Annotated in this window: 18 protein-coding genes; 9 read left to right on the top strand and 9 right to left on the bottom strand. The window is 67.4% G+C overall.

Going from position 1 to position 22,141, the window contains the following annotated elements:
• Window positions 1-32: 32 nt before the first annotated feature.
• Complete coding sequence (locus tag V6M56_RS08255; protein WP_332682767.1) at window positions 33-794, bottom strand: GntR family transcriptional regulator; 762 nt, start codon at window positions 792-794, stop codon at window positions 33-35.
• A gap of 132 nt (window positions 795-926) precedes the next feature.
• Between V6M56_RS08255 and V6M56_RS08250 the strand changes: the two genes are divergently transcribed.
• The 5 genes from V6M56_RS08250 to kce all read left to right on the top strand — a co-directional run bounded on the left by V6M56_RS08250 (window position 927) and on the right by kce (window position 7,896).
• On the top strand, window positions 927-2,186 hold the full coding sequence (locus V6M56_RS08250; protein ID WP_442881111.1) for an ABC transporter substrate-binding protein: 1,260 nt from the start codon (window positions 927-929) through the stop codon (window positions 2,184-2,186).
• Window positions 2,187-2,370: 184 nt separating this feature from the next.
• Window positions 2,371-3,246: a branched-chain amino acid ABC transporter permease gene (locus tag V6M56_RS08245; RefSeq protein WP_332682764.1), complete on the top strand. Its 876-nt coding sequence runs from the start codon at window positions 2,371-2,373 to the stop codon at window positions 3,244-3,246.
• A 7-nt stretch (window positions 3,247-3,253) separates the two neighbouring features.
• The gene (locus V6M56_RS08240; protein ID WP_332682763.1) at window positions 3,254-5,779 is read left to right on the top strand and encodes a branched-chain amino acid ABC transporter ATP-binding protein/permease; all 2,526 of its coding nucleotides are present in this window, start codon (window positions 3,254-3,256) and stop codon (window positions 5,777-5,779) included.
• A gap of 211 nt (window positions 5,780-5,990) precedes the next feature.
• Entirely contained in the window at window positions 5,991-6,929 is a 939-nt protein-coding gene (locus V6M56_RS08235) for a 3-hydroxyacyl-CoA dehydrogenase (protein WP_332682761.1), read from the top strand.
• A gap of 34 nt (window positions 6,930-6,963) precedes the next feature.
• Complete coding sequence (gene kce, locus V6M56_RS08230; protein WP_332682760.1) at window positions 6,964-7,896, top strand: 3,5-dioxohexanoate:acetyl-CoA acetone transferase; 933 nt, start codon at window positions 6,964-6,966, stop codon at window positions 7,894-7,896.
• 19 nt (window positions 7,897-7,915) lie between these two features.
• Here the strand turns inward: kce and V6M56_RS08225 are convergent, their stop codons facing one another.
• The 5 genes from V6M56_RS08225 to V6M56_RS08205 form a co-directional block, all read right to left on the bottom strand.
• Window positions 7,916-9,205, bottom strand: a complete 1,290-nt coding sequence (locus tag V6M56_RS08225) for a four-carbon acid sugar kinase family protein (protein ID WP_332682758.1) — start codon at window positions 9,203-9,205, stop codon at window positions 7,916-7,918.
• A gap of 8 nt (window positions 9,206-9,213) precedes the next feature.
• Window positions 9,214-10,488, bottom strand: coding sequence for a ribulose-bisphosphate carboxylase large subunit family protein (locus tag V6M56_RS08220; protein ID WP_332682756.1), 1,275 nt, complete (start codon window positions 10,486-10,488; stop codon window positions 9,214-9,216).
• A gap of 138 nt (window positions 10,489-10,626) precedes the next feature.
• Window positions 10,627-11,166 carry a VOC family protein gene (locus tag V6M56_RS08215; RefSeq protein ID WP_332682754.1) on the bottom strand — a complete coding sequence of 180 codons (540 nt, stop codon included), beginning with the start codon at window positions 11,164-11,166 and terminating at the stop codon, window positions 10,627-10,629.
• A gap of 33 nt (window positions 11,167-11,199) precedes the next feature.
• Window positions 11,200-13,092 (bottom strand): TRAP transporter large permease, encoded by a 1,893-nt coding sequence (locus V6M56_RS08210; protein WP_442881109.1) that lies wholly within the window; start codon window positions 13,090-13,092, stop codon window positions 11,200-11,202.
• Between the two features lie 135 nt (window positions 13,093-13,227).
• Complete coding sequence (locus V6M56_RS08205) at window positions 13,228-14,244, bottom strand: TRAP transporter substrate-binding protein (protein ID WP_332682753.1); 1,017 nt, start codon at window positions 14,242-14,244, stop codon at window positions 13,228-13,230.
• A 167-nt stretch (window positions 14,245-14,411) separates the two neighbouring features.
• Here V6M56_RS08205 and V6M56_RS08200 point away from each other — a divergent pair, with 167 nt between their 5' ends.
• Window positions 14,412-15,446 carry a LacI family DNA-binding transcriptional regulator gene (locus V6M56_RS08200; protein ID WP_442881110.1) on the top strand — a complete coding sequence of 345 codons (1,035 nt, stop codon included), beginning with the start codon at window positions 14,412-14,414 and terminating at the stop codon, window positions 15,444-15,446.
• Window positions 15,447-15,461: 15 nt separating this feature from the next.
• On the opposite strand, the gene V6M56_RS08195 is transcribed toward V6M56_RS08200, so the two are convergent.
• The 3 genes from V6M56_RS08195 to V6M56_RS08185 all read right to left on the bottom strand — a co-directional run bounded on the left by V6M56_RS08195 (window position 15,462) and on the right by V6M56_RS08185 (window position 17,592).
• On the bottom strand, window positions 15,462-15,692 hold the full coding sequence (locus V6M56_RS08195) for a hypothetical protein (RefSeq protein ID WP_332682749.1): 231 nt from the start codon (window positions 15,690-15,692) through the stop codon (window positions 15,462-15,464).
• Window positions 15,693-15,921: 229 nt separating this feature from the next.
• Window positions 15,922-16,935, bottom strand: coding sequence for an inorganic phosphate transporter (locus V6M56_RS08190; protein ID WP_332682748.1), 1,014 nt, complete (start codon window positions 16,933-16,935; stop codon window positions 15,922-15,924).
• 12 nt (window positions 16,936-16,947) lie between these two features.
• Window positions 16,948-17,592, bottom strand: a complete 645-nt coding sequence (locus tag V6M56_RS08185) for a DUF47 domain-containing protein (RefSeq protein WP_332682746.1) — start codon at window positions 17,590-17,592, stop codon at window positions 16,948-16,950.
• Window positions 17,593-17,775: 183 nt separating this feature from the next.
• On the opposite strand from V6M56_RS08185, the gene V6M56_RS08180 reads away from it, so the two are divergent.
• The 3 genes from V6M56_RS08180 (at window position 17,776) to V6M56_RS08170 (ending at window position 22,097) form a co-directional block, all read left to right on the top strand.
• Complete coding sequence (locus V6M56_RS08180; protein ID WP_332682745.1) at window positions 17,776-19,110, top strand: ABC transporter substrate-binding protein; 1,335 nt, start codon at window positions 17,776-17,778, stop codon at window positions 19,108-19,110.
• Window positions 19,111-19,263: 153 nt separating this feature from the next.
• Entirely contained in the window at window positions 19,264-20,976 is a 1,713-nt protein-coding gene (locus V6M56_RS08175; protein WP_332682743.1) for an ABC transporter permease, read from the top strand.
• On the top strand, window positions 20,973-22,097 hold the full coding sequence (locus V6M56_RS08170; RefSeq protein WP_332682741.1) for an ABC transporter ATP-binding protein: 1,125 nt from the start codon (window positions 20,973-20,975) through the stop codon (window positions 22,095-22,097). Before V6M56_RS08175 ends, V6M56_RS08170 begins: the two co-directional genes overlap by 4 nt.
• The last annotated feature ends 44 nt before the right edge of the window (window positions 22,098-22,141 follow it).

The raw sequence follows: 22,141 nt of genomic DNA, 5'->3' as shown, positions 1-22,141 counted from the left end.
TCGCAATGACGGACAGGCCACGTCTCGCATTCTCATTCCGGTAGCGCCGTTCGCTCGATATGCTCGGCCGCCGCCCGGATATCGTCTTCCAGCGCCGTGCGCGCCGCCTGCGGATCGTGCCGGCGCAGCGCCTCGAGCAGCGCCGCATGGGCGACCACCGCGCTGCCGCCATCGAGCCGGCGCGGCTCATGGCGCATGTCGAGATTGAGGATCGGCCCGGCCTTCAGCCAGAGCCGCTCGATCATCTCGACCAGTGTCGGCATGGCCGCGGCTTCATAGAGCGCGAAATGCAGGTCGCGATTGGCGACGACCGCAGCCACGGTATCCGGCGGCTCGGCTTTGGCGGCGGCACGAAAGGCCGCGTCATGACGGGCGACCTCCGCAATCTGGGCCGCGGTCGCGTTTTTGGCGGCCTCCTCGGCGGCAAAGCCCTCGACCACCAGCCGAACCCGCGTCAGTTCGCGGAACTGCGAGCGCGTCAGCACCGGAACCCGCACTGCCCGGCCGGGCAACACCTCCAGCGCCCTGTCGGCCGCGAGCCGGCTCACCGCCTCGCGCACCGGCATCATCGAGACGCCCAGCGCCTCGGCGACGCGGCGCAGCGACAGCTTCTCGCCGGGCGCCAGCCTTCCGGAGGCGAGCAGGCCCCTGAGCTCTCGCGTGACGCGTTCGCCGAGCGTCTCGTGCAGCAGCGCGCCGACCTGGTCCAGCGCCGACAGTCCGGCCGCCGGCGAAGCCTGTGAGGACTCGACCGGATGGAGCGGCAAGCGCGGGGGCTGGACTCGGGGAACCATGTCTGCCAACCTAACTGTGATCACAGATCACGACAAGCCGTATGTAGACCAGCTTCGACAAGACGGCGGCCCGAACCGGGAACGCCGGAAAACACGATGCAAGGCGCGAAAAAGGCGCTCGGGGAGGAATGGATGTCGGACCACAGCAAGATCACTCGTCTTTCACGCCGGCAGGCGCTCGCCGGCCTCGGCGCAGCCACGACCGGGCTGATCGCCAGCCCCTCGCTGATCCTGGCACAGACGCCGGATGCGATCCGCTTCGGGCATCTCACGCCACGCACCGGCTTTCTCGGGCCGCTCGGCGAATACGGCGTCATGGCCGTCGACCTCGCGGTCGAGGAGATCAACGCCGCCGGCGGCGTCAACGGCCGCAAGCTCGAGGCGCTGAAGGAGGATTCGGTCAATCCGCAGACCGCCTCGACCAAGGCCGAGCGCATGTTCGAGCGCGACCAGGTCGCCTGCATCCTCGGCGAGATCTCCTCCGCCTCCTGCCTGACGATCGCGCAGGTCGCCGCCCGCAACAAGAAGCTCTTCGTCAACACCGGCGGCAATTCCGACGCGCTGCGCGGCGAGAACTGCAACCGTTACATGTTCCATGTCGAGCACCAGAACTCGATGTATGTGAAGAGCTGCGGCCGCTCGCTGATGAGCCAGGGGCTGGTCAAGGGCAAGAAATGGTTCTCGCTGACGGCGGACTACGCTTTCGGCCATGACCTGCTCAAGGTCGCCAAGCGCTTCATGGAGGCCAATGGAGGCCAGTTCGCCGCCGACAAGCTGGTGCCGACCGACGCCACCGATTTCTCGGCCCTGCTGCTCGAGATCCGCGCCGCCAAGCCGGACCTGGTGATCTCCAATCTCGCCGGCAACCAGATCACCAACTTCCTCAAGCAATATGCCGAGTTCGGCCTGACCTTCCCGGTCGCCGGCTTCGGCTTCGACACGGCGCTCGCCTGGGCCGCCGGCAAGGACAATTTCGGCGGCGTCTGGCCCTGCGTCTGGCACCATCTGATCGACACCCCCGAGACCAAGAAGTTCGTCGCGGCCTTCACCAAGAAATACGGCAAGCCGCCGGAGAACCAGGCCTGGGGCGACTATGTCGCCGTCAAGATCATGGCCCAGTCGATGAGCGAGCTGAAAAGCACGGACACCGCCAAGATCCTGGAACACTGGGAGAAGGGCGCGAAGTTCGACGTGATGAAGCCGCGACCCGGCTATTTCCGCGCCTCGGACCATCAGTTCATCAGCGAGATGTACACGATCACCGCCTTGCCGGCGGCGCAGGTCAAGAACCAGTGGGACCTCTTCACCTCTTCGGCTCCGGTACCCGGCCCGAACGAGGACATGGAGGTGATCGCCACCTCCGGCGACGAAGCCGTCTGCAAGATGAGCTGAACCGCTTGCGTCATTCTCGGGCGAAGCGAAGCGCAGAGCCGAGAATCTCATGACGAGAAGGCGCCGGCTGGCGCCTCCTTCGACCTGAGATGCTCGGGTCAAGCCCGAGCATGACGAGCCCTCCGCCCAAGAATGACGGCGCTGCCCGTCAAGCTACCGTGTCGCACCAAGCAAAGGCCACCCCTTGCTCTCCCTTTTCATCCAGCAGGTGCTGAACGGGCTGCTCGACGGGGTCTATTACCTCCTGATCGCGCTCGGGCTGTCGCTGATCTTCTCGCTCGGCGGCATCGTCAACCTGGCGCATGGCGCCTTCTATGCGATCGGCGCCTATCTCACGATCGTGCTCGCGCCCCATCTCGGCTTCGGCGGCGCGATCATCGCCTCGCCGATACTCGTCGCGCTGATCGGCATCGTCATCGAGCGCGGCCTGTTCCAGCGCTTCTATCGCTCCGATCCGACCCTCTCGCTGTTGCTGACCTTCGGCCTCGCCATGGTCGCCGAACAGTCGCTGCGCATGATCTTCGGGGCGCCGCCACTCTCCTTCTCGATCCCGCCAGCCTTGCGCGGCCAGATCTTCCTCGGCGACTTCATCTATTCGCGCTACCGGGCCCTGCTGCTGCTGATCGCGGTCGGCTGCGTGCTCGGCCTCTGGTTCCTGCTGCAGCGCACCGCCTTCGGCCGCGTCGTGCGCGCCGGCGTGCAGAACCCCGACATGGTCGGCGCGCTCGGCATCTCGCTGCAGCCCTATATGATGACCATCGCCGGCATCGGCCTCGGCCTCGCCGGCCTCGCTGGCGTGCTGCTGGCGCCGATCTACTCGATCCATCCGGCCATGGGCCAGGAGATCATCACCCCCGCCTTCGTCGTCGTCGTCATCGGTGGCCTCGGCTCGTTCTGGGGTGTGGTCGTCGCCGCCCTGATGGTCGGCCTCGTCAAGGGCATCACCATCGGCCTCGGCTTCACGCAATGGTCGACGGCGGTGATCTACCTGATGATGCTGCTGGTCCTGCTCTTCCGCCCGCGCGGCCTGTTCGGCGAGCGCATCCAGCGCTTCGAGTGAGGCCGCGATGACTACAACCCAGCGTGACTACGCCCCGCTCGCCATCGCCGCGCTCGGCCTCGCGGCCCTGCCCTTCCTGATGCATTTCATCGGGCTCGGCACCACCTCCGCGACGGAGATCGTCGTCTTCGCCATTGCCTGCATGGGGCTGAACGTCCTGGTCGGCACCACCGGCCTGGTCTCCTTCGGCCACGGCGCCTGGTTCGGGCTCGCGGCCTATGCGGCCGGGCTGATCCAGCGCAACTGGCTGCCGGGCCAGTTCGCGCTGCCGATCCTGCTGGCGCTGGTCTTCGTCGCGGTCGTCGCCATCGCCTTCGGCGCACTGATCCTGCGCCGCAAGGGCGTCTATTTCTCGCTGCTGACCCTGGCGCTGGCGGCCATGGCCTATTCGGTCGCCTTTCGCTGGACCACGGTGACCGGCGGCGAGGACGGACTCGGCGGCATCAAGCGCCCGCTTTTCGCCGGCATCGACTTCGAGGTCGCCCTGCCCTTCTACATGCTGGTCGCGACGATCGGCTTCGGGGTCGTCGTCGGCCTCTGGCGCTTCCATCGCTCGCCGGTCGGCACCGTGCTGGTCGCGATCCGCGAGAACGAGCAGCGCGCCCGCTTCCTCGGCTACGCGACCGACCGCTACAAGCTTGTCGCCTTCACCCTCTCGGCGGTGCTGACCGGGCTCGCCGGCACGCTGCTCCTCTTCAACAACCGCATGACCTCGGCCGAGCCGATCTCGGTCGCCTTCTCCGGCGAATTGCTGGCGATGGTGGTGATCGGCGGCATGCGCTCCTTCCTCGGCCCGGCGCTCGGCGCACTCTTTTTCGTCGTCTTCCGCGACTATCTCTCCAGCGTCACCGAGAACTGGCTGTTCTGGTTCGGGCTGCTCTTCGTCGCCTTCATCGTCTTCTCGCCGGACGGGCTGATCGGCGTCGGCCAGCGCCTGCTGAAGCCGTTCCGCAAGGAGATTGCCGAGGAGGCCGCGATGTCGGCCCGCAAGGCCGGCGCGGTCGAGCTGCCGGCCTTCATGAAGCCGGCCGACGCCGGCGACGGCACGATCCTCGCCGCGACCGGACTCGCCAAGAGCTTCGGTGGCATCAAGGCGGTCGAGGGCGTCGACATCACCATGCGCGACCGGCGCCTGCATGCGCTGATCGGCCCCAACGGCGCCGGCAAGACCACCGCCTTCAACCTGATCTCCGGCCTGTTCCCGCCCGACCGCGGCGAGGTTCGCCTGCGCGAGCACGACATTGCCGGCCTCTCGCCCGAGGCGATCACGAGAGCCGGCATCGGCCGCGCCTTCCAGATCACCAACCTCTTCCCGACGCTCTCCGTCGCCGAGAATGTCCGCCTCGCCGTGCAGGCGCGCTCAGCTGAGCGCTTCGCCTTCTGGCGGGCGGCTGGCGCGCTGGAGCAGGTCAATGACGAGACGCGCCAGGTCATCGCGACCATGGGGCTCTCCGGCATCGAACAGGCGGAAGCCGGATCGCTGAGCTATGGCGGCCAGCGCCTGCTCGACATGAGCCTCGCACTGGCGACCAGCCCGCGCGTGCTCCTGCTCGACGAGCCGCTCGCCGGCCTCGCCGCCGCCGAGCGCGAGCGCGTCGGCAACCTCATCAAGTCGATTTCGCACGACCTGCCGGTGCTGCTGGTCGAGCACGATATCGACCGTGTCTTCGCCATCGCCGACCATGTCACGGTGATGAACGAGGGCTCCGTGCTGGTCGACGGCACGGTCGAGGATGCGCGCTCCTCAGCCAAAGTGCAGGAGATCTATATCGGCTCGGGCGCCCATGCGCTGGCCGAGAAGCCGCGGACCAGCGCCGCCGGAGACAAGGCGCTGCTCGGCCTTTCCGAGGTCGACACCTTCTATGGCAAGAGCCATATCCTGCGGCAGGTCTCGCTCGACGTGCACCAGAACGAGATCGTTGCCCTGCTCGGCCGCAACGGCGCCGGCAAGTCGACCCTGCTCAAGACGATCACCGGCATCGCCCCGCCCGCCCATGGCTCGATCACGCTGGCCGGCGAGGAGATCGCCCGCCTGCCGCCGGCGAAGATCGCGCGCGCCGGCATCGCCTATGTGCCGCAGGGCCGCGGCCTCTTCGCCGGCATGAGCGTCAAGGACAATATGGAGCTCGGCCGCCTGCGCCGCCTGACCGGCAACGGCGTGCGCTGGGAGGACGACAAGATCTTCGCCTTCTTCCCGCGCATCAAGCAGCGCTGGCATTCCCCGGCGGACTACCTCTCGGGCGGCGAACAGCAGATGGTGGCAGTGGCCCGGGCCCTTTCCGGCGACACCAGGGTGCTGCTGCTCGACGAGCCGTTCGAGGGGCTGGCGCCGGCCGTGGTCGAGGAATTGTTCGAGGCCTTCGACAGGCTGCGCCGGGAGATCGCCATCGTGATCGTCGACCATCATCTCGATCTGGCGCTGGCGCTGTCGGACCGCACCGTCGTGCTCGAGCGCGGTGAGGTCACCCATACCGGCCCCTCGCGGGCGCTGAGCCAGGACCTGGCGCTCAGGCGGCAGGTGCTGTGGCTGTGATGTGCAATCCGATAGACCGCAGAGGCGCGGGGAACCCTCTCCTGGAAGGAGAGGGCAGGGTGAGGTGTAAGACGCCAGGCCAGTTCCGCGAGCGCTCACCGCGCGGCCATGTTCAGGCCAACGACTTCTCTCCCGCACACCTCACCCCTGCCCCTCTCCTTCCAGGAGAGGGGTTCCCCGCGCCCGACTACACCAATCGAGACACTCCCTTATGACCAAGATCGCCATCGTCGGCTCAGGGCTCATCGGCCGCGCCTGGGCCACCGTCTTCGCCAGCCACGGCTTCGAGATCGCGCTCTACGACCTGAAGCCCGAGGTGGCCGAGGCGGCGCGCGCGCATATCGGCAACAATCTCGAGGAGCTCGCCGGCCATGGCCTCGTCGACGACCCCAAGGGTGCGCTCGCCCGCATCCGCGTCGCCGCCGACCTCGCCGACGCGCTGAAGGACATCGCCCTCGCCCAGGAAAATGGCCCCGAGACGGTCGACGCCAAGCGCGCGCTGTTCGCCGAGATGGATCGGCTGGCTCCTGCCTCCGCCATCCTTGCCTCCTCGACCTCCTACATCATGGCTTCGGACTTCACCGAAGGCCTCGCCGGCCGGGCCCGCTGCCTCGTCGCCCATCCGGTCAACCCGCCGCATCTGGTGCCGATCGTCGAGCTTGCCCCGGCGCCCTGGACCGACCCGCAGATCGTCACTGAGGCCAAGCGCCTCTATGAGCAGGCCGGCCAGGTGCCGATCACCCTGCGCAAGGAGAAGCCCGGCTTTGTCCTCAACCGCCTGCAGGCGGTGCTGCTGGCCGAGGCTTTCCGCCTCGTCGGCGAGGGCGTCGCCAGCGCCGAAGACGTCGACAAGACCATCCGCGACGGGCTCGGCCTGCGCTGGTCCTTCATGGGACCGTTCGAGACCATCGAGCTCAATGCGCCCGGCGGCATTCCCGACTACTGCGCCCGCTATGGCGCCTCGCTCGACCGGATGATCGCCGACAGCGCCGGCGGCGAGCCGTTCGGCGCGAAGACCGTCGCGACCGTGATGAGCGAATGGCCAGGCAGGCAGGAGGCCGAGCGCGTCAAACGGCTGAGCGAGTGGCGCGACACGCGCCTCGCCGCCCTGCAGGCGCATAAGCGCGCCTCAGTGCGCAAGCCGGCGTGAGTTAAAGATCGATCAGCCTCGAAGGACGTATTCCATGGCGAAGAACCGCAAAGTCATCATCACCTGCGCCGTCACCGGCGCGATCCACACCCCCTCGATGTCGCCCTATCTCCCGGTGACGCCGGAGGAGATCATCGACGCCGCCGTCGGCGCCGCCGAGGCCGGCGCGGCCCTCGTCCATGTCCATGCCCGCAACCCGAAGACCGGCCAGCCAGACCAGTCGCCCGAGGCGTTCGAGCCCTTCCTGAAGGTGATCAAGCAGCGCTCGAACTGCGTCATCAACATCACCACCGGCGGCGCCCCGACCATGCTGGTCGAGGAGCGCCTCAAGCCTTGCGCCCATTTCAAGCCCGAGGTCGCCTCGCTCAACATGGGCTCGATGAATTTCGGGCTCTACCCGATGCTGAACCGCTTCAAGGAGTTCAAGCACGATTGGGAGCGGCCTTATCTCGAGGGCTCGAACGACCGCGTGTTCAAGAACACTTTCAAGGACATCGAGAACATCCTGACGACCTGCGCCGAGAACGGCACCCGCTTCGAGATCGAGTGCTACGATATCGGCCATCTCTATACGCTGGCGCATTTCGTCGATCGCGGATTGGTCAAGCCGCCCTTCTTCGTCCAGTCGGTCTTCGGCCTCCTCGGCGGCATCGGCCCGCATCCGGAGGACGTCGCCCATATGAAGCGCACCGCCGACCGACTCTTCGGCGACGACTATCACTGGTCGGTGCTCGGCGCCGGTCGCCATCAATTGCCGATCGCGGCGATGGCGGTCGCGATGGGCGGCAATCTGCGTGTCGGCCTGGAAGATTCGCTCTGGCTCGGCCCGGGCCAGCTCGCGAAATCGAACGCCGACCAGGTCCGCGCCGCCCGCCAGATCGTCGAAGGCCTCGGCCTGGAGATCGCGACCCCGGACGACGCCCGCGAGCAGCTCCAGCTCAAGGGCGCTGACAAGGTCGCGTTCTAAACAGCCGCTTGGCGGCGTTTCAACGTCCCGCCACCAGCGCGAAGAAGTCGGGCGGCCCCATCTGGCCGCCCTTCAGCACGACGTCGATCCCGTCCAGGCGCGGCTGGTCGCTATGGGCGCGGCAGAGCGGCGCGCCGGGCACCAGCGGCGCACGATGCGACAGCCCCCAGATGTCGAGCGCGCGGACAGCGAGCGTCGAGGTGTCGCCGCCCGCTACCACCAGCCGCGCGATCGCGGCTTCGGCGACGATGGCGCGCAGCAATTCTCCGGTCGCCGCCGCCACTTTCGCGGTGTCGCCCGGCGCTCCTGCCGGGCGGTCGGTGACCAGCATGACATCGCCTTCGCCGAGCAGGCGGCAGGCTTCCTGCCGCAGCACGGCGGCATGACCGGCCTCGCCGAGCAGGCGCAACGGATCGACGGCGATCCGGGCATAGCCCGACGCGGCCTCGACCTGGGCGCGCGTCACCGGCGACAGGCTGCCGACCAGCGCCAGCACCGGTCCGGACGGTCTCGCCAGTGCCGCCGCGACCATGGCATCGCCGGCGCCGCCGGCCAGCAGCGGCGTACCCGCCAGCGCCTGCGCGACTGAGCTCGGGCCGACGACCAGCATCGGCGCACCAACGGCCCGCTCGGCGATCAGCCTGCCGATGACAGCCAGATCGCCGATGCGCGCCACGTCGAACAGCAGCGGCCCCGCCGTCCCGGCAAGGCTTTCGCCCAACTCGGAGGCGCCTGGACCGCCATAGCGGCGATAATCGACGAGCCCGACATCGCCGAGTCCTTGCGCGGCCAGATGCCGGCGCAGATCCGCCTCGCCCATCGGCGTCGCCGGATGGACGCTCATCGTCGGGTGGCGGTCGATACGATGGACGGTGCCGCCGGTTCCGGCCGCCGCGAAAAGGGTGCCGAACAGGCAATAGCGCCCGAGATTCGGTTGGCCGCCGAGGATCGGCACCAGTGGATTGGGGAAATGCCGGCGAAGTGCCCGGACCGCCGCGCCGATGCTGCCGAGATGCGGCGCACTGTCGAAGGTCGAGCAGCATTTATAGTGCAGGATGTCGATGCCGAGGCCGGCGAAGAAGCGTCCGGCCAGGTCGAGCTCAGCTGACATCGCCTCCGGAGGCATCGCGCGCGTCGCACCGGCGATGCCGAGTGCATCGAGGCTGCCGGCCTTGGTCAGTTGCGCCGGCGTCGGGATGCGCAGGAACAGCAGCGCCCGCTGCCCGTTATCGGCCAGTACCGAGAGCGTATCGGTCGCGCCGGTAAAATCGTCGCCATACCAGCCATAGCGAGGCAGCGCGTTCGGCATGACGCGGCTCAGCCCGTCGCCTGGCCGAAGAAGTCGAGCGCCTGCCGCAGTTCCGGATGCGTCTTCGCTACCTCCGCCACCGACAGGCCGCCGGCAACCGCATCCCAGGCCTGGCGGATGCTGGCGACGCCGGCCGCCGGCCCTCTCGGATGGGCGAGGATGCCGCCGCCGGCCATGAACAGCAGGTCGGAATGGCCGATCGCGTCGAAGGTCGGCTGCGCCGTTCCGGCCCACTGCCCGGAGGAGAAGGCCGGCATGACGCGGTCGTCGGCGCCGTCGGTCAATGGCGTGATGCAGTCCCTGGCCGAGGCGACCACCTCCTCGTCCTCCTGCGCGAACTTCCCCTGCAGGCCATGGACATGCATGTGATCGACGCCGGCGAGCCGCCAGAGCGTCTGGTAGGCGTGGAAGGAGATGCCGAGCAGCGGATGGCGCGAGATCGCGCCATAGCCGTTGCGGTGCCCGTGCAAGGCGAGATCGGTCGAGCGGCGAAGGGTCTCGATCGCCGAAAATCCGCACCAGTTCAGGCTCGCCATCACGCAAGAGCCGCCCTCGCGCGCCACGAGATCGGCATGGCGACGCATCGCATCGGTCTCGTCGGTGATGTTGAAGGCGATCATCACCGCCTTGCCGGTTCGGTCCTGATGACGCCGCACCACGTCCATGACGGCGGGCACGCGCTGCGCCAGCGGCGCATGTACCGGATCGGCGCAGATCTCGTCGTCCTTGATGAAGTCGAGCCCGGCTTCGCAGAGGCTCGCGACCAGGGCCGCCGTCTCGAGCGCACTCAGGCCGACATTGGGCTTGATGATCGAGCCGACCAGCGGCCCCTGGGCAGCGCCGGCCAGCCGGCGCGTCCCGGCGATGCCTTGCGCGGGCATGGGAAAGCGCTGCCGGAACGACCAGGGCAGCGTGATCGTGTCGAGCCGCAGGCCGGTGACCTCGCCGAGATCGTAGAGATTGCCGGCGACGATCGAGGCCAGCGTCGCGAGATTGGCGCCGACATTGTCGACCGGAAAGGAGATCGCGACGCGCGCCCGCCGCCATGGCCCGGCGACGCCCTTGCGTGCCAGCCAGGCATTGGGAAGGCTCGGCTCGTCGACCGTTTCGAGAACCGCGACCTTGGTGACGACGGCCCGCGCCCGCTCGCGCAACTCGTTGGTCTCGCCGGCGACGCGGGTGAAGGTGCCGCAGGACTGCTCGCCCGCCATCACCTCCGCGACCTTGCGCGGATCGAGCGGGGTCTCGATCAGGTAACTGGCTTCGAAGCGGTCATTCGACATGTCAATTGATTCCGATACCGGCCGTCATTGCGAGAAGCGTAAGCGACGAAGCAATCCAGGACGAGAGGGAGGGAGTCTCCTGGATTGCCTCGCTTTGCTCGCAATGACGGATTTGCGCCCCGCAAGGGAGACGAAATCTCACAGCTTGCTCAGATCCGGGAAGGGCCGCACCGGGTCCTTGCCGTCCCAGTTCTCCGAGGCTTCGCGGATCAGCCGGAACATCTCGCCCTTGGGGCCGGCGACCTCGGAAAGCTCGATCACCGTGCCGGGATGGTAATGCGTGTCGAAATAGACGAAGCGGCCGCGCTCGCCGACCTCGCCGCTCATCACCGCCTTGAAGCCCTGCGCCGTCAGGCGTTCGAGATCGGCATCGTAGCTGTCGGTCCAGTAGGCGACGTGCTGGAGCCCGCTATGGCCGGCATCGGTGAAGTCCTTGTACATGGACGGAACCGCGTTGCGGCACTGGATCAGCTCGATCTGGAGCGGCCCGGAATTGGCGAGCGCCACCGAATTATGCGGCTCGTAGGCCTCGCCCTTGTAGCGGTAGTTCCGGATCGGCACCTTGGGATTGTAGAAGAACGGGCCGACGCCGAGCACGCGGCTCCAGTAATCCATCGCCGCCTCGATATCGGGGACGACATAGCCGGCCTGGCGGATCTGGCCGAAGAAGCGGCTCATGGTAATGCTCTCTTGCTGTCGTGGAGGTCGAAATCAAAGGAAGCCGATGGAGATCCACGGCACGGTGGCGACGATGACGAGGCCGATCAGCAGGGCCAGCATGTAGCCCCAGATGTATTTCAGCCCCTCGTCGGGATTGACCTTGCTGATCGCGCAGGCGCCGTAATAGCCGACGCCGAAGGGCGGGGCGAAAAGGCCGATGCCCATCGCGAAGATCACCACCATGGCGTAGTGGACCTCGTGCACGCCGATCTGCTTGGCGATCGGGAACAGCAGCGGGCCGAACAGCACGATCGCCGGGATGCCCTCGAGCACGCTGCCGAGGATGATGAAGGCGACGATCGAGATGGCGAGGAAGCCCCAGCCGCCGCCGGGCACCGCCGCCATCACCTGCGCCAGGTCCTGCGAGAAGCCGGACTGGGTCAGGCCCCAGGCCATGGCCGTGGCGCAGCCGATGATGAAGATGATCGCGCCGGTCAGCGAGGCGGTGTCGACCAGCATGCCCTTGAGCCGGCGCCAGTCGAACTGGCGGTAGATCAGGAGCCCGGCCAGCACCGCATAGGCGATGCCGATGGTCGAGACCTCGGTCGCGGTGGCGACACCCTCGACGACCGCCGCGCGAATGACGAAGGGCAGCGCGATCGCCGGCAGCGCGATCAGGCAGAGCTTGCCGATCTCGCGCTTCGAGCTCTTCGCAACATGGCTGAGATCCTCGTGGCGATAGCGCCGCCAGACGACGAAGCAGAGCGCGACGCCGAGCACGACGGCCGGCAGCATGCCGCCGGTGAAGAGCGCCGCGATCGAGACGCCGGTGACCGAGCCGATGGTGATCAGCACGATCGAGGGCGGGATCGTCTCGGTCTGCGCGCCGGTTGCCGAGAGCAAGGCGACGAGGTCGCCGGGCTTGGCACCGCGCTTCTTCATCTCGGGAAAGAGCACGGGCGCGATCGCGGCCATGTCGGCGATCTTCGAGCCCGAGATGCCCGAGACCAGGTACATCGCGCCGATCAGCACATAGGACAGGCCGCCGCGGACATGGCCGAGCAGCGAGGCGAGGAACTGGATCATCGCCCGCGCCATGCCGGTCATCTCGATCAGCGCGCCGAGGAAGATGAAGAGCGGCACGGCCAGCAGGATGAGATGGCTCATGCCCTCGTCGAGCCGGCCGACCATGACGATCATCGGCGTCGAGGTGGTGAGCGAGAGATAGCCGAAGGTGGCGAGCGCGAAGGAGAAGGCGATCGGCACGCCGGCGAAGACGTTCGCGGCGACAACGCCGACGAAGAAGATCACCAGGTTGAGCTTGCCGAGCGGCTTCAGCGCCGGGCCGAAGAGCCAGAACAGCACGATCAGAGCCGCCGTCAATCCGAGCGCCAGCAGCACCGGCTTGAGCGAGCCGAAGCGCAGCAGCCGGCAGCCGGCGGCGAACAGCATCAGCCCGATGCCGGTCGGAATCGCGGCGGCGCGCCAGCTATTGGTGATCTCCAGCGCCGGGGTGACGATGAAGCGCTCCTCCTCGGCATATTCCAGCGCATGCGGCAAAATCAGCAGCAGGAAGGCGACCGCGGCGGTGATCGCCAGCGCCTCGAGCAGCGCCTGCGTCTGCGGCCCGACGCGGCTGACGAGGCCGGTCATCCGCATGTGCTCGCCGCGCCGGAGCGCGACGACGGCGCCGAGCATGGAGAGCCAGAGGAACAGGATCGAGGCCAGCTCGTCCGACCAGACCAGCGGCGCGTGAAAGGCGTAGCGGGCGGTGACGCCCGCCGCGAGGATGAAGATCTCGATCACGACGAGCAGTGCCGCGATCGCCTCGACGCCCGAGCCGACGGCCCGGTCGAGCCTGTCGGCGAGGCGACCGAGGCCGGTCGCGGGCACGGCCGGCGCCGGCATGGTGAGCGCGTGCCCGTCCATATTGGATCCCTTCATCTCTTCTCTTGCAGGTCTACCCGGGCGACCGCAGGGAAGACCCGGGATTCATGCCTGAACCGTTCCGGCATGGATCCCGGCTCTACGCCTCGCTTCGGCCGGGATGACCTCGCGCCTCCGAGCGCGACAAATCGCTCAGGCGAGCTTGCCGACCGCACCCTCGAGCAGGCCCCAGGCCTCGGCGCCGAAGCGCTCCTGCCATTCCTTGTAGAAGCCGCCGTCGCGGAGCTTGGCGCGGAAGCTGTCGGGATCGGTCTTGTTGAAGGCAAGTCCCTTCGACTGCAGGTCGGCCTGCACGGTCTCGTTGAGGCTCTTGATGTCGCCGCGCTGGGCGACGCCGGCATCGTTGATCGCACCCGCCACGATCTTCTGGATGTCCGGCGGCAGGCCGCGCCAGGCGCGTCCGTTGGCGATGAACCAGAAGCCGTCCCAGATATGGTTCGAGATCGCGCAGCTCTTCTGCACCTCGTAGAGCTTCGCCACCTGGATGATCGGCAGCGGGTTCTCCTGCGCATCGACCACCTTGGTCTGCAGCGCCGAATAGACTTCCGAGAACTGCAGGCTGGCCGGCGCCGCGCCGAGCGCCTTGAACATCGAGATCGAGAGCGGCGAGACCGGCACGCGAATCTTCAGCGAGGCCATGTCGGCCGCCTGCTCGATCGGCTTGCCGCTGGTGGTCATCTGGCGGAAGCCGTTGTCCCACATCTTCTCGAAGGCGTGGAGGTTCAGCTTCTCGATCGCCGCGCGGACATGGGCGCCAAGCGGCCCGTCCATCGCCTTCCAGACCTGATCATAGTCGGAGAAGGCGAAGCCGACGGCGTTGATCGCCGCGACCGGCACCAGCGTCGCGATCACCAGCGCCGAGGGTGTGAAGAAGGTGATGCCGCCATTGCGCACCTGGCTCAGCATGTCGGTATCGCCGCCGAGCTGGTTGTTCGGGAAGATCTTGATCTCGACGCGCCCGTTCGTCTCCTTGGCGACGCGGTCGGCTGCCTGTTGGGCGCGGATGTTGAGCGGGTGGCTGAGCGGCAGGTTGTTGCCGTATTTCAGCTCGATCTCGGCAGCGCGCGCGATCATCGGCATGCCGATCAGCGAGGCGGCGGGCGCGGCGGCGAAGGTGCGCAGGATGGTGCGGCGCGTCAGAATGGTCATGGTCTCCTCCCGGGTTCGCTTGATGCGATTTGATTTCTCTTGAGCGTCTTGCCCTCAGCATAGAAATCGCGTCTGATGTTCATCAAGATCATTTTATGATGGCTTTTGATGTGATGGATGCGCCGATCCGGAAGCCGACCGACGGCTCCGAAGCCGCCGCGAACGCAATGCCGCGCCGCCGCCAGATGGCGCGCGTCGAGGATGTCGCGCGGCTGGCCGGCGTCTCGACCGCGACCGTCGACCGGGTGTTGAACCAGCGCCCCGGCGTCCGCGCCGCGACGGTGCAGCGGGTGCTCAAGGCCGCCGGCGAGCTCGGCTATGTCATGGAGGGCGCGCTGCCGGCGAGCGCGCTCAGGCCCTTGCGGCTGGCCTTCCTGCTGCCGGCCGGCACCAACCGCTTCCTTGCCCTGCTCGGCCGCCAGATCGCCACCGCGCAGGACCAGCTCGCCTCCTTCAACATGCGGGCCCGGGTCGACTATATCGAGAGCTTCAAGCCGGCGCTGCTTGCCCAGCAGCTCCGCCAGGCCGGTCGCGACGTCGACGGCATCGCCTTCATGGCGCTCGAGCACCCGGCCGTGCGCGAGGCGGTCGACGGCCTGGCCGAGCGCGGCGTGCCGACGGTGACGCTGATCTCCGACATCGCCAATAGCCGCCGCGTCGCCTATGTCGGCCTCGACAACCGCTCGGCCGGGCGGACCGCCGGCTATCTCGTCGCCCGCTTCATCGGCCAGCGCCCGGCCAAGGTCGCGATGATCGCCGGCAGCCTGAGCTACCGCGCCCATGAGGAGCGCGAGATGGGCTTCCTGCATTTGTTCCAGGAGCTCTATCCGGCGATCGAGGTCGTCGGCCTGCGCGAGGGTCATGACGACGAGGGCCAGAACTATCGCCAGACCAGGACCCTGCTGACGCAGCACCCCGATCTCGCCGGCATCTACAACATCGGCGGTGGCGCCGAGGGCATCGGCCGGGCCCTGAGGGAGGCCGGGCGCCAGCACGAGGTCGTCTTCGTCGGCCACGGGCTGACGCCCGACACCCGCGCCTTGCTGGTCGACGGCACCATGGATGCGGTGATCACCCAGCACCCGCAGGCGACGCTGATGAATTGCGTCTCGATCTTCGCCAATCTGCGCGCCGGCCGCCCGGCGATGGAGGGCACGAGCCGGCCGAGCACCGAGATCGTGCTGCGCGAGAACCTGCCCTGAGGCCAAGTGCCGGCCTCACGTGCTCCTTCGGCCGCGGAAAAACGACCACAAGATCAGCGCAGCGCCAACCAGCGTCGTGGCCCATACCACAAATTGCGGGCTAGCAGAGTTGCGAAAACATCCCACAAATTTGATGTAGTCCATATTGAAGCAGTACACGCTGGAGTTCGCGTAGCCGTATGTTCGCGCCATCATGCCGTTGAAAAACAGAAAAACGCCGGCAGCCAGGACAAGCCACTTCGTCATTTCAGCGCTCCTGCGGTCCAGGCGATGATGCTACGTTAGGTAATATGATGCAATTCACTCGCGCACGGGACGTTCCCCGCCGAGAGGACGGGTTTGACTGTAAATGGATGATCGGTCTGGCGGCCGGCGGGGGCGCAGCTGGTCTGGCTTGGGCAGCTACACGCGCGATCATGCTGCCGGCGAGTAAGAGATAGATCGCCACTCCGCGTCCGAAAGGTCGCGCGGCGATCTATCGCCCGGTCAGGAACAGGTCCGAGGCGAGATAGGCGAGCGCCGAGATCGCCCCGGCGGCAGGCATCGTGACGATCCAGGCGAAGACGATGCCGCGCGCCACGCCCCAGCGCACCGCCGCCATGCGCCGCGCCGCGCCGACGCCGACGATGGCGCCGGTGATGGTGTGCGTGGTCGAGACCGGGATGCCGAGATAGGTCGCCATGAACAGGGTGATGGCGCCGCCGGTCTCGGCGCAGAAGCCCTGCTGCGGCGACAGCCGCGTGATCTTCGAGCCCATGGTGTGGACGATCCGCCAGCCACCGCAGAGCGTGCCCAGCGCCATCGCCGCCTGGCACGAGATCACCACCCAGAACGGCACCGAGAAGGTGTCGCCCATCAGCCCGTGCGAGAACAGCAGCACGGCGATGATGCCCATGGTCTTCTGCGCGTCATTGGCGCCATGCCCGAGCGAGTAGAGCGAGGCGGAGACGAATTGCAGGGCGCGGAAAGTGCTGTCGGCCTTGATCGGCGCGACCTTCAGGAAGCCCCAGGACACGATCAGGACCAGCAGCAGCGCCAGCCCGAAGCCGATCGCCGGCGACATGAAGATCGCGACGAAGGTCTTGCCCAGCCCCCACCAGACGATCGACGAGAAGCCGGCCTTGCTCAGCCCGGCGCCGACCAGCCCGCCGATCAGCGCATGCGAGGAGCTCGACGGAATCCCGGCGATCCAGGTCAGCACGTTCCAGGCGATGGCGCCGGTCAGCGCCCCGAAGATCACCCGGTCGTCGACGATCGCCGCCTGCACGATGCCGGAGCCGACCGTCTGGGCGACATGCAGGCCGAAGAACAGGAAGGCGATGAAGTTGAAGAAGGCGGCCCAGGCCACGGCCCAGCGCGGCGCCAGCACCCGCGTCGAGACGATGGTGGCGATCGAGTTGGCGGCATCGTGCAGGCCGTTCAGGAAATCGAACAGCAGCGCGACGGCGATCAGGAAGATCAGGGTGGTGGCGACGCTCGAGAGGTCCACGGGCGCGCGTTCTTAAAGATGCTCGAGGACGATGCGGCTGACCCGCTTGGCGACGTCCTCGAAGCGGTCGACCACCTTTTCGAGATGGTCGTAGATCTCGGCGCCGACGATGAAGCCCATCGCATCCGCATTCCGGTGCGCCTTGAACAGCTCCTTCAGGCCCTGGTCGTAGAGTTCGTCGGAGCGCTCCTCGATGGCGCCGATCTCCTTGGCGAGCGCACCGATCGCGATGGCGTGCTTCTTGATGTCGCGCAGCATCGGCAGCAGCACCGCGACGCGCTCCGAGGCCTGCACGATGACCGCGCCGAGCTCCGTCATCCGGGGTGCGAAGCTCTCGACCTCGAACAGCCTGATCGCCTTGGCGGTCTTCTGCATCTGGTCGATGGCATCGTCCATCGAGCCGATCAGTTCCTCGATGTCGCCGCGGTCGAAGGGGGTGATGAAGGTCCGGCCGGTCTCGAGCATGACCTCGCCGGCGATCTCGTCGGCCAGGTTCTCCTGAGCGAAGATCTCGGCACAGCCGGCCTCGATCGGCACGGTACCGGAGAGCAACTGGTCCAGCGCCTTGGCGCCGGCCACCAGCGTCACCGAGTGGCGCTCGAAGAGACCGAAGAACTTGTCTTCCTTGGGAAGCAGTTTCTGAAACCAGCCGAGCACCGGGAACCCCTTCGCGATCGCATGCCGGAGCCCGCAGGATCGCCGCTTCCGTCGCGGCAAAACGCAAGATGACATGCAGGCGGCTTTTGTGACAGTTTTGCGGCAGCCGCAACCTGATCTTGCGGCCAGGTTTGTCCGTCCGGCCTCGACGTCGGGCGGCGTTGCATTCTTGGGGAGGATGACATGATCACACGCAGGATCGCGCTCGCGACCGCAACCGCGCTGGGCCTCGCGCTCGCCGCGCCGGCCGCCCTGGCGCAGGCGCCCTCCGGCAAGGTCACGGTGGTGACCTCGTTCTCGAAGGATGTCACCGACCCGATCAAGAAGGCCTTCGAGAAGGCCGTCCCGGGCGTCACGCTCGAAGTCCAGAACCGCAACACCAATGCCGGCGTGAAATTCGTCGAGGAGACCAGGGCCAACAACCAGGTCGACCTGTTCTGGGCCTCGGCGCCCGACGCCTTCGAGGTGCTGAAGGGCAAGAAGCTGCTCTCCGCCTACAAGCCCAAGGCGACCGGCATTCCCGAGAAGATCGGCTCCTATCCGATCAACGATCCGGACGGCTTCTATTCCGGCTTCGCAGCTTCCGGCTACGGCATCATGTGGAATGAGCGCTACGCCAAGGCCAACAAGCTGCCCGAGCCCAAGGACTGGCAGGATCTCGCCAAGCCCGCCTTCTTCGACCATGTCTCGATCGCCTCGCCGGCGCGTTCGGGCACCACGCATCTGACGGTCGAGACCATCCTGCAGGGCGAGGGCTGGGAGAAGGGCTGGCGCACCCTCAAGGAGATGGCCGGCAATTTCCGCTCGATCACCGAGCGCTCCTTCGGCGTGCCGGAAGCGGTCAATTCCGGTCAGGTCGGCGTCGGCATCGTCATCGACTTCTTCGCCTTCTCGGCGCAGGCCTCGGGCTTCCCGATCAAGTTCGTCTACCCGACCGTGACCACGGTGGTCCCGGCCAATGTCGCCATCGTCGCCAACCCGCCGAACAAGGCCGCCGCCGAGGCCTTCATCGAGTTCCTGCTCTCGCCTGCCGGCCAGGAAGTGCTGCTCGAGCCCGGCATCCGCCGCCTGCCGGTCAATCCGGCGGTCTACGCCAAGGCCGGGGCCGACTATCCCAACCCCTTCACCGATCCGCGCTTCCAGAAGATGATCGGCTTCGACGTCGACAAGTCGGAGCAGCGCACCGCGGTCGTCGACACGCTGTTCGACCAGTTGATCTCCTTCCAGCTCGACGCGCTGAAGGGCGTGACCAAGACCCTGCACGAGGTCGACGCCGCCCTCGCCAAGAAGCCGAACGCCCAGGCCAAGGCCCTCGCCGACGAAGCCCGCAACCTCATCGCCGCCCTGCCGGTGACCGAGGCCCAGGCCGCGAGTCCCGAGCTGCGCGGCGCCTTCACCGGCGGCAAGGAGAAGGGGGCGCGCCAGGCCGAGGTCGAAAGCCAGTGGGCGAGCTTCGCCCGCGACAACTACGCCAAGGCCAAGGCCAAGGCGGAAGAGGCGCTGAAGGCCGCGAAATAGGCTGCACACCCTCCGCCGTCACCCCGGACGCAGCGCAGCGGAATCCGGGATCCATCGTGGAGCGCCGAGCCCTGCGATGGATCCCGGATCGGCGCGGCTTCGCCGCTTATCCGGGATGACGGCGCTTTCTTGCTTTCAATGACCAGGACGAGCATGACCGCCATCCCCGCCAAGGCACCGCCGCGCCGACGCAGCTTTTCCGCCACGCCCGGCCAGGTCGCGCTGGCTCTCGCCATCGCCGCCTTCCTGCTCGTCTTCCTGGTGCTGCCGGTCGCGACGGTGGTCTATGTCGCCTTCACCGAGAAGGGCACCAGTACCTTCACGCTGGTCAATTTCTACGACTTCTTCCGCACCGAGCTGTTCATGCGCTCGCTGTGGAACTCGTTCTACGTCTCGGCGATGTCGGTGGCCTGGGCCTCGGCCCTGGCGCTGCCGCTGGCCTATCTGACCACGCGCTTCGCCTTCCGCGGCGCGGCGATCGTGCAGACGCTCGGCTTCCTGCCGCTGATCATGCCGCCCTTCGTCGGGGCGGTGGCGATGCAGCTCTTCTTCGGCCGCAACGGCTCGGTCAACCTGCTGCTCGACGACTGGTTCGGCATCAAGATCGACTTCATGGAGGGGCTGAACGGCGTCATCTTCGTCCAGTCGCTCCATTATTTCCCCTTCATCCTGATCAACCTCTCGGCGGCGCTGCGCAATATCGACCGCGCCATGGAGGAAGCGGCGCAGAATCTCGGCTCCTCAGGCTTCCGCCTGTTCCGCCGAATCGTCTTCCCGCTCGCCATGCCGGGCTATCTCGCCGGCGCCTCGCTGGTCTTCGTCAAGGTCTTCGACGATCTCGCGACGCCCCTGCTGCTCAACGTCAAGGACATGCTGGCGCCGCAGGCCTATTTGCGCGTCACCTCGATCGGCATCGCCGACCCGATGGGCTATGTCATCTCGGTGGTGCTGATCGTCGCCTCGGTCATCGCCATGTGGCTTTCGGCGGTGGCGCTGAAGGGCCGCGACTACGCCACGACCCAGCGCGGCGGTGGCGGCCTCGCCAAGCGGGCGATGCGGCCGCATGAGGCGGTGCTCGGCTATGGCGTCGTCATCCTGATCCTGGCGCTGGTGCTGGCGCCGCATCTCGCTTTGCTGCTGCTTTCCTTCGCGACGATCTGGTCGTTCTCGCCGCTGCCCGACGCCTTCACCGTCGCCCATTACGCCCGCGTCTTCGGCGAGAGCTCGCTCTACATCAAGAACACGCTGATCTATGCGACGCTGGCCGGCGGCATCGACGTGGTGCTCGGCGTCGCCATCGCCTATCTCGTCCTGCGCACCAAGCTCATCGGCCGCGAATGGCTCGACTGGATGGCGTCCGCGGCGCTCGCCATCCCCGGCGTCGTGCTCGGCATCGGCTATCTGCGCACCTTCTACGGCATCACCTTGCCGGACGGGACGCCGCTGGCGACGCTCTGGATCACGATCGTGCTCGCGCTGGCGATCCGGCGCCTGCCCTATGCGCTGCGCGCCTGCTATGCCTCGCTCCAGCAGATTTCGGTCTCGCTCGAGGAGGCGGCGGAGAATCTCGGCGCCACCAAGGCGCGCACGGTGCGCCGCATCGTCGTGCCGCTGATGACCGGCGGCATCCTTGCCGGCTTCGTCACCTCGTTCGCCACGGCGGCGGTCGAGCTTTCGGCGACGCTGATGCTGGTGCAGTCGAACTCCGATGCACCGCTCGCCTATGGGCTCTATGTCTTCATGCAATCCTCGGCCGGGCGCGGCCCGGGGGCCGCGCTCGGTGTCGTCGCGGTCGTGCTGGTCGCGCTCTGCACCTTCCTCTCGCATCTCATCATCGAACGCAGCCAGAAGGCCAGGGGCCTATGAACACGCCAGTGCAGTCGGCGGCGCCCGCCGCTCCCTCCCCGCTCGCCACCCCCGCCGTTTCCGTCGGCATCGAGGGCGTCAACCTGTCCTATGGCGAGCATCACGTCCTGAAGGACGTCAACCTGTCGATCGAGCCCGGCGAGTTCTTCGCCTTTCTCGGCCCCTCCGGCTGCGGCAAGACCACGCTGCTGCGCCTGATCGCCGGCTTCAACCAGGCCGATACCGGCCATGTCACGATCGGCGGAAAGGAGATCACCGACCTTCCGCCCTGGAAGCGCGATGTCGGCATGGTCTTCCAGTCCTATGCGCTTTGGCCGCATATGACGGTTCGCCGCAATGTCGCCTTCGGCCTCGAGGAGCGCGGCGTGAAGCGTGCCGAGGTCGAACGGCGCGTCGAGGCGGCGCTCGACCTCGTCGGCCTCGGCCATCTCGCCGAACGCCGGCCCTCGCAGCTCTCCGGCGGCCAGCAGCAGCGCGTCGCGGTCGCCCGCACCGTCGCGATCGAGCCGAAGGTGCTGCTGCTCGACGAGCCGCTCTCCAATCTCGATGCCAAGATGCGCGTGCAGGTCCGCCGCGAACTGCGCGACCTGCAGCAGCGCCTCGGGCTGACGACGATCTTCGTCACCCACGACCAGGAGGAGGCGAATACGATCTGCGACCGGATCGCGGTGATGAACGACGGCACGGTCCAGCAGGTCGGCACGCCGATGGAGCTCTATGAGCGCCCCGCCAACCTGTTCGTCGCCAATTTCCTGGGGACGGCGAACATCCTCTCCGGCCGGGTTGTCGCCTCGGGCGGCGAGCGCCGCTTCGAGCTCGACGGCGGAACCATCCTGCCGGTGCCGGCCGACCGGACGGTCCCGGAGGGCGCGCGGCTGGTCTTCCGCCCGCAGCACGCCAACCTCGTCCCGGCCGGTGCCGCAGCTCCCGGCCAGATCGCCTTGCCCGGCCTCGTCGCCCATCGCGAGTTCCTCGGTGCCAGCGTCCGCTATGGCGTTCGGGTGGGAAACACGGAGGTGGCGGTCGACCTGCCTTTCCAGTCCGGCCGCGATCTCCATGAGATCGGCACCGCAGCGACGCTGACCCTGCCGCCGCACGCCTTGATGTGGCTTGCGGGCTGAGGCCCGGCGCATGGTGGTCGCCGGGCAAGCTCTTCGCGAGATGA

This window comes from Allobosea sp., from assembly GCF_036675845.1.
In the GTDB taxonomy this organism is placed as follows: Bacteria; Pseudomonadota; Alphaproteobacteria; order Rhizobiales; family Beijerinckiaceae; genus Allobosea.
The sequence above is the reverse complement of the archived record's forward strand: the minus strand, read 5'-3'. Positions and strand labels throughout refer to the sequence as shown.

Coding starts and splice junctions, on each gene's coding strand:
- V6M56_RS08255 (WP_332682767.1), bottom strand. CDS start 794: ATGGTTCCCCGAGTCCAGCCCCCGCGCTTGCCGCTCCATCCGGTCGAG.
- V6M56_RS08250 (WP_442881111.1), top strand. CDS start 927: ATGTCGGACCACAGCAAGATCACTCGTCTTTCACGCCGGCAGGCGCTC.
- V6M56_RS08240 (WP_332682763.1), top strand. CDS start 3,254: ATGACTACAACCCAGCGTGACTACGCCCCGCTCGCCATCGCCGCGCTC.
- V6M56_RS08235 (WP_332682761.1), top strand. CDS start 5,991: ATGACCAAGATCGCCATCGTCGGCTCAGGGCTCATCGGCCGCGCCTGG.
- kce (WP_332682760.1), top strand. CDS start 6,964: ATGGCGAAGAACCGCAAAGTCATCATCACCTGCGCCGTCACCGGCGCG.
- V6M56_RS08225 (WP_332682758.1), bottom strand. CDS start 9,205: ATGCCGAACGCGCTGCCTCGCTATGGCTGGTATGGCGACGATTTTACC.
- V6M56_RS08220 (WP_332682756.1), bottom strand. CDS start 10,488: ATGTCGAATGACCGCTTCGAAGCCAGTTACCTGATCGAGACCCCGCTC.
- V6M56_RS08215 (WP_332682754.1), bottom strand. CDS start 11,166: ATGAGCCGCTTCTTCGGCCAGATCCGCCAGGCCGGCTATGTCGTCCCC.
- V6M56_RS08210 (WP_442881109.1), bottom strand. CDS start 13,092: ATGAAGGGATCCAATATGGACGGGCACGCGCTCACCATGCCGGCGCCG.
- V6M56_RS08205 (WP_332682753.1), bottom strand. CDS start 14,244: ATGACCATTCTGACGCGCCGCACCATCCTGCGCACCTTCGCCGCCGCG.
- V6M56_RS08200 (WP_442881110.1), top strand. CDS start 14,412: ATGCCGCGCCGCCGCCAGATGGCGCGCGTCGAGGATGTCGCGCGGCTG.
- V6M56_RS08195 (WP_332682749.1), bottom strand. CDS start 15,692: ATGACGAAGTGGCTTGTCCTGGCTGCCGGCGTTTTTCTGTTTTTCAAC.
- V6M56_RS08180 (WP_332682745.1), top strand. CDS start 17,776: ATGATCACACGCAGGATCGCGCTCGCGACCGCAACCGCGCTGGGCCTC.
- V6M56_RS08175 (WP_332682743.1), top strand. CDS start 19,264: ATGACCGCCATCCCCGCCAAGGCACCGCCGCGCCGACGCAGCTTTTCC.
- V6M56_RS08170 (WP_332682741.1), top strand. CDS start 20,973: ATGAACACGCCAGTGCAGTCGGCGGCGCCCGCCGCTCCCTCCCCGCTC.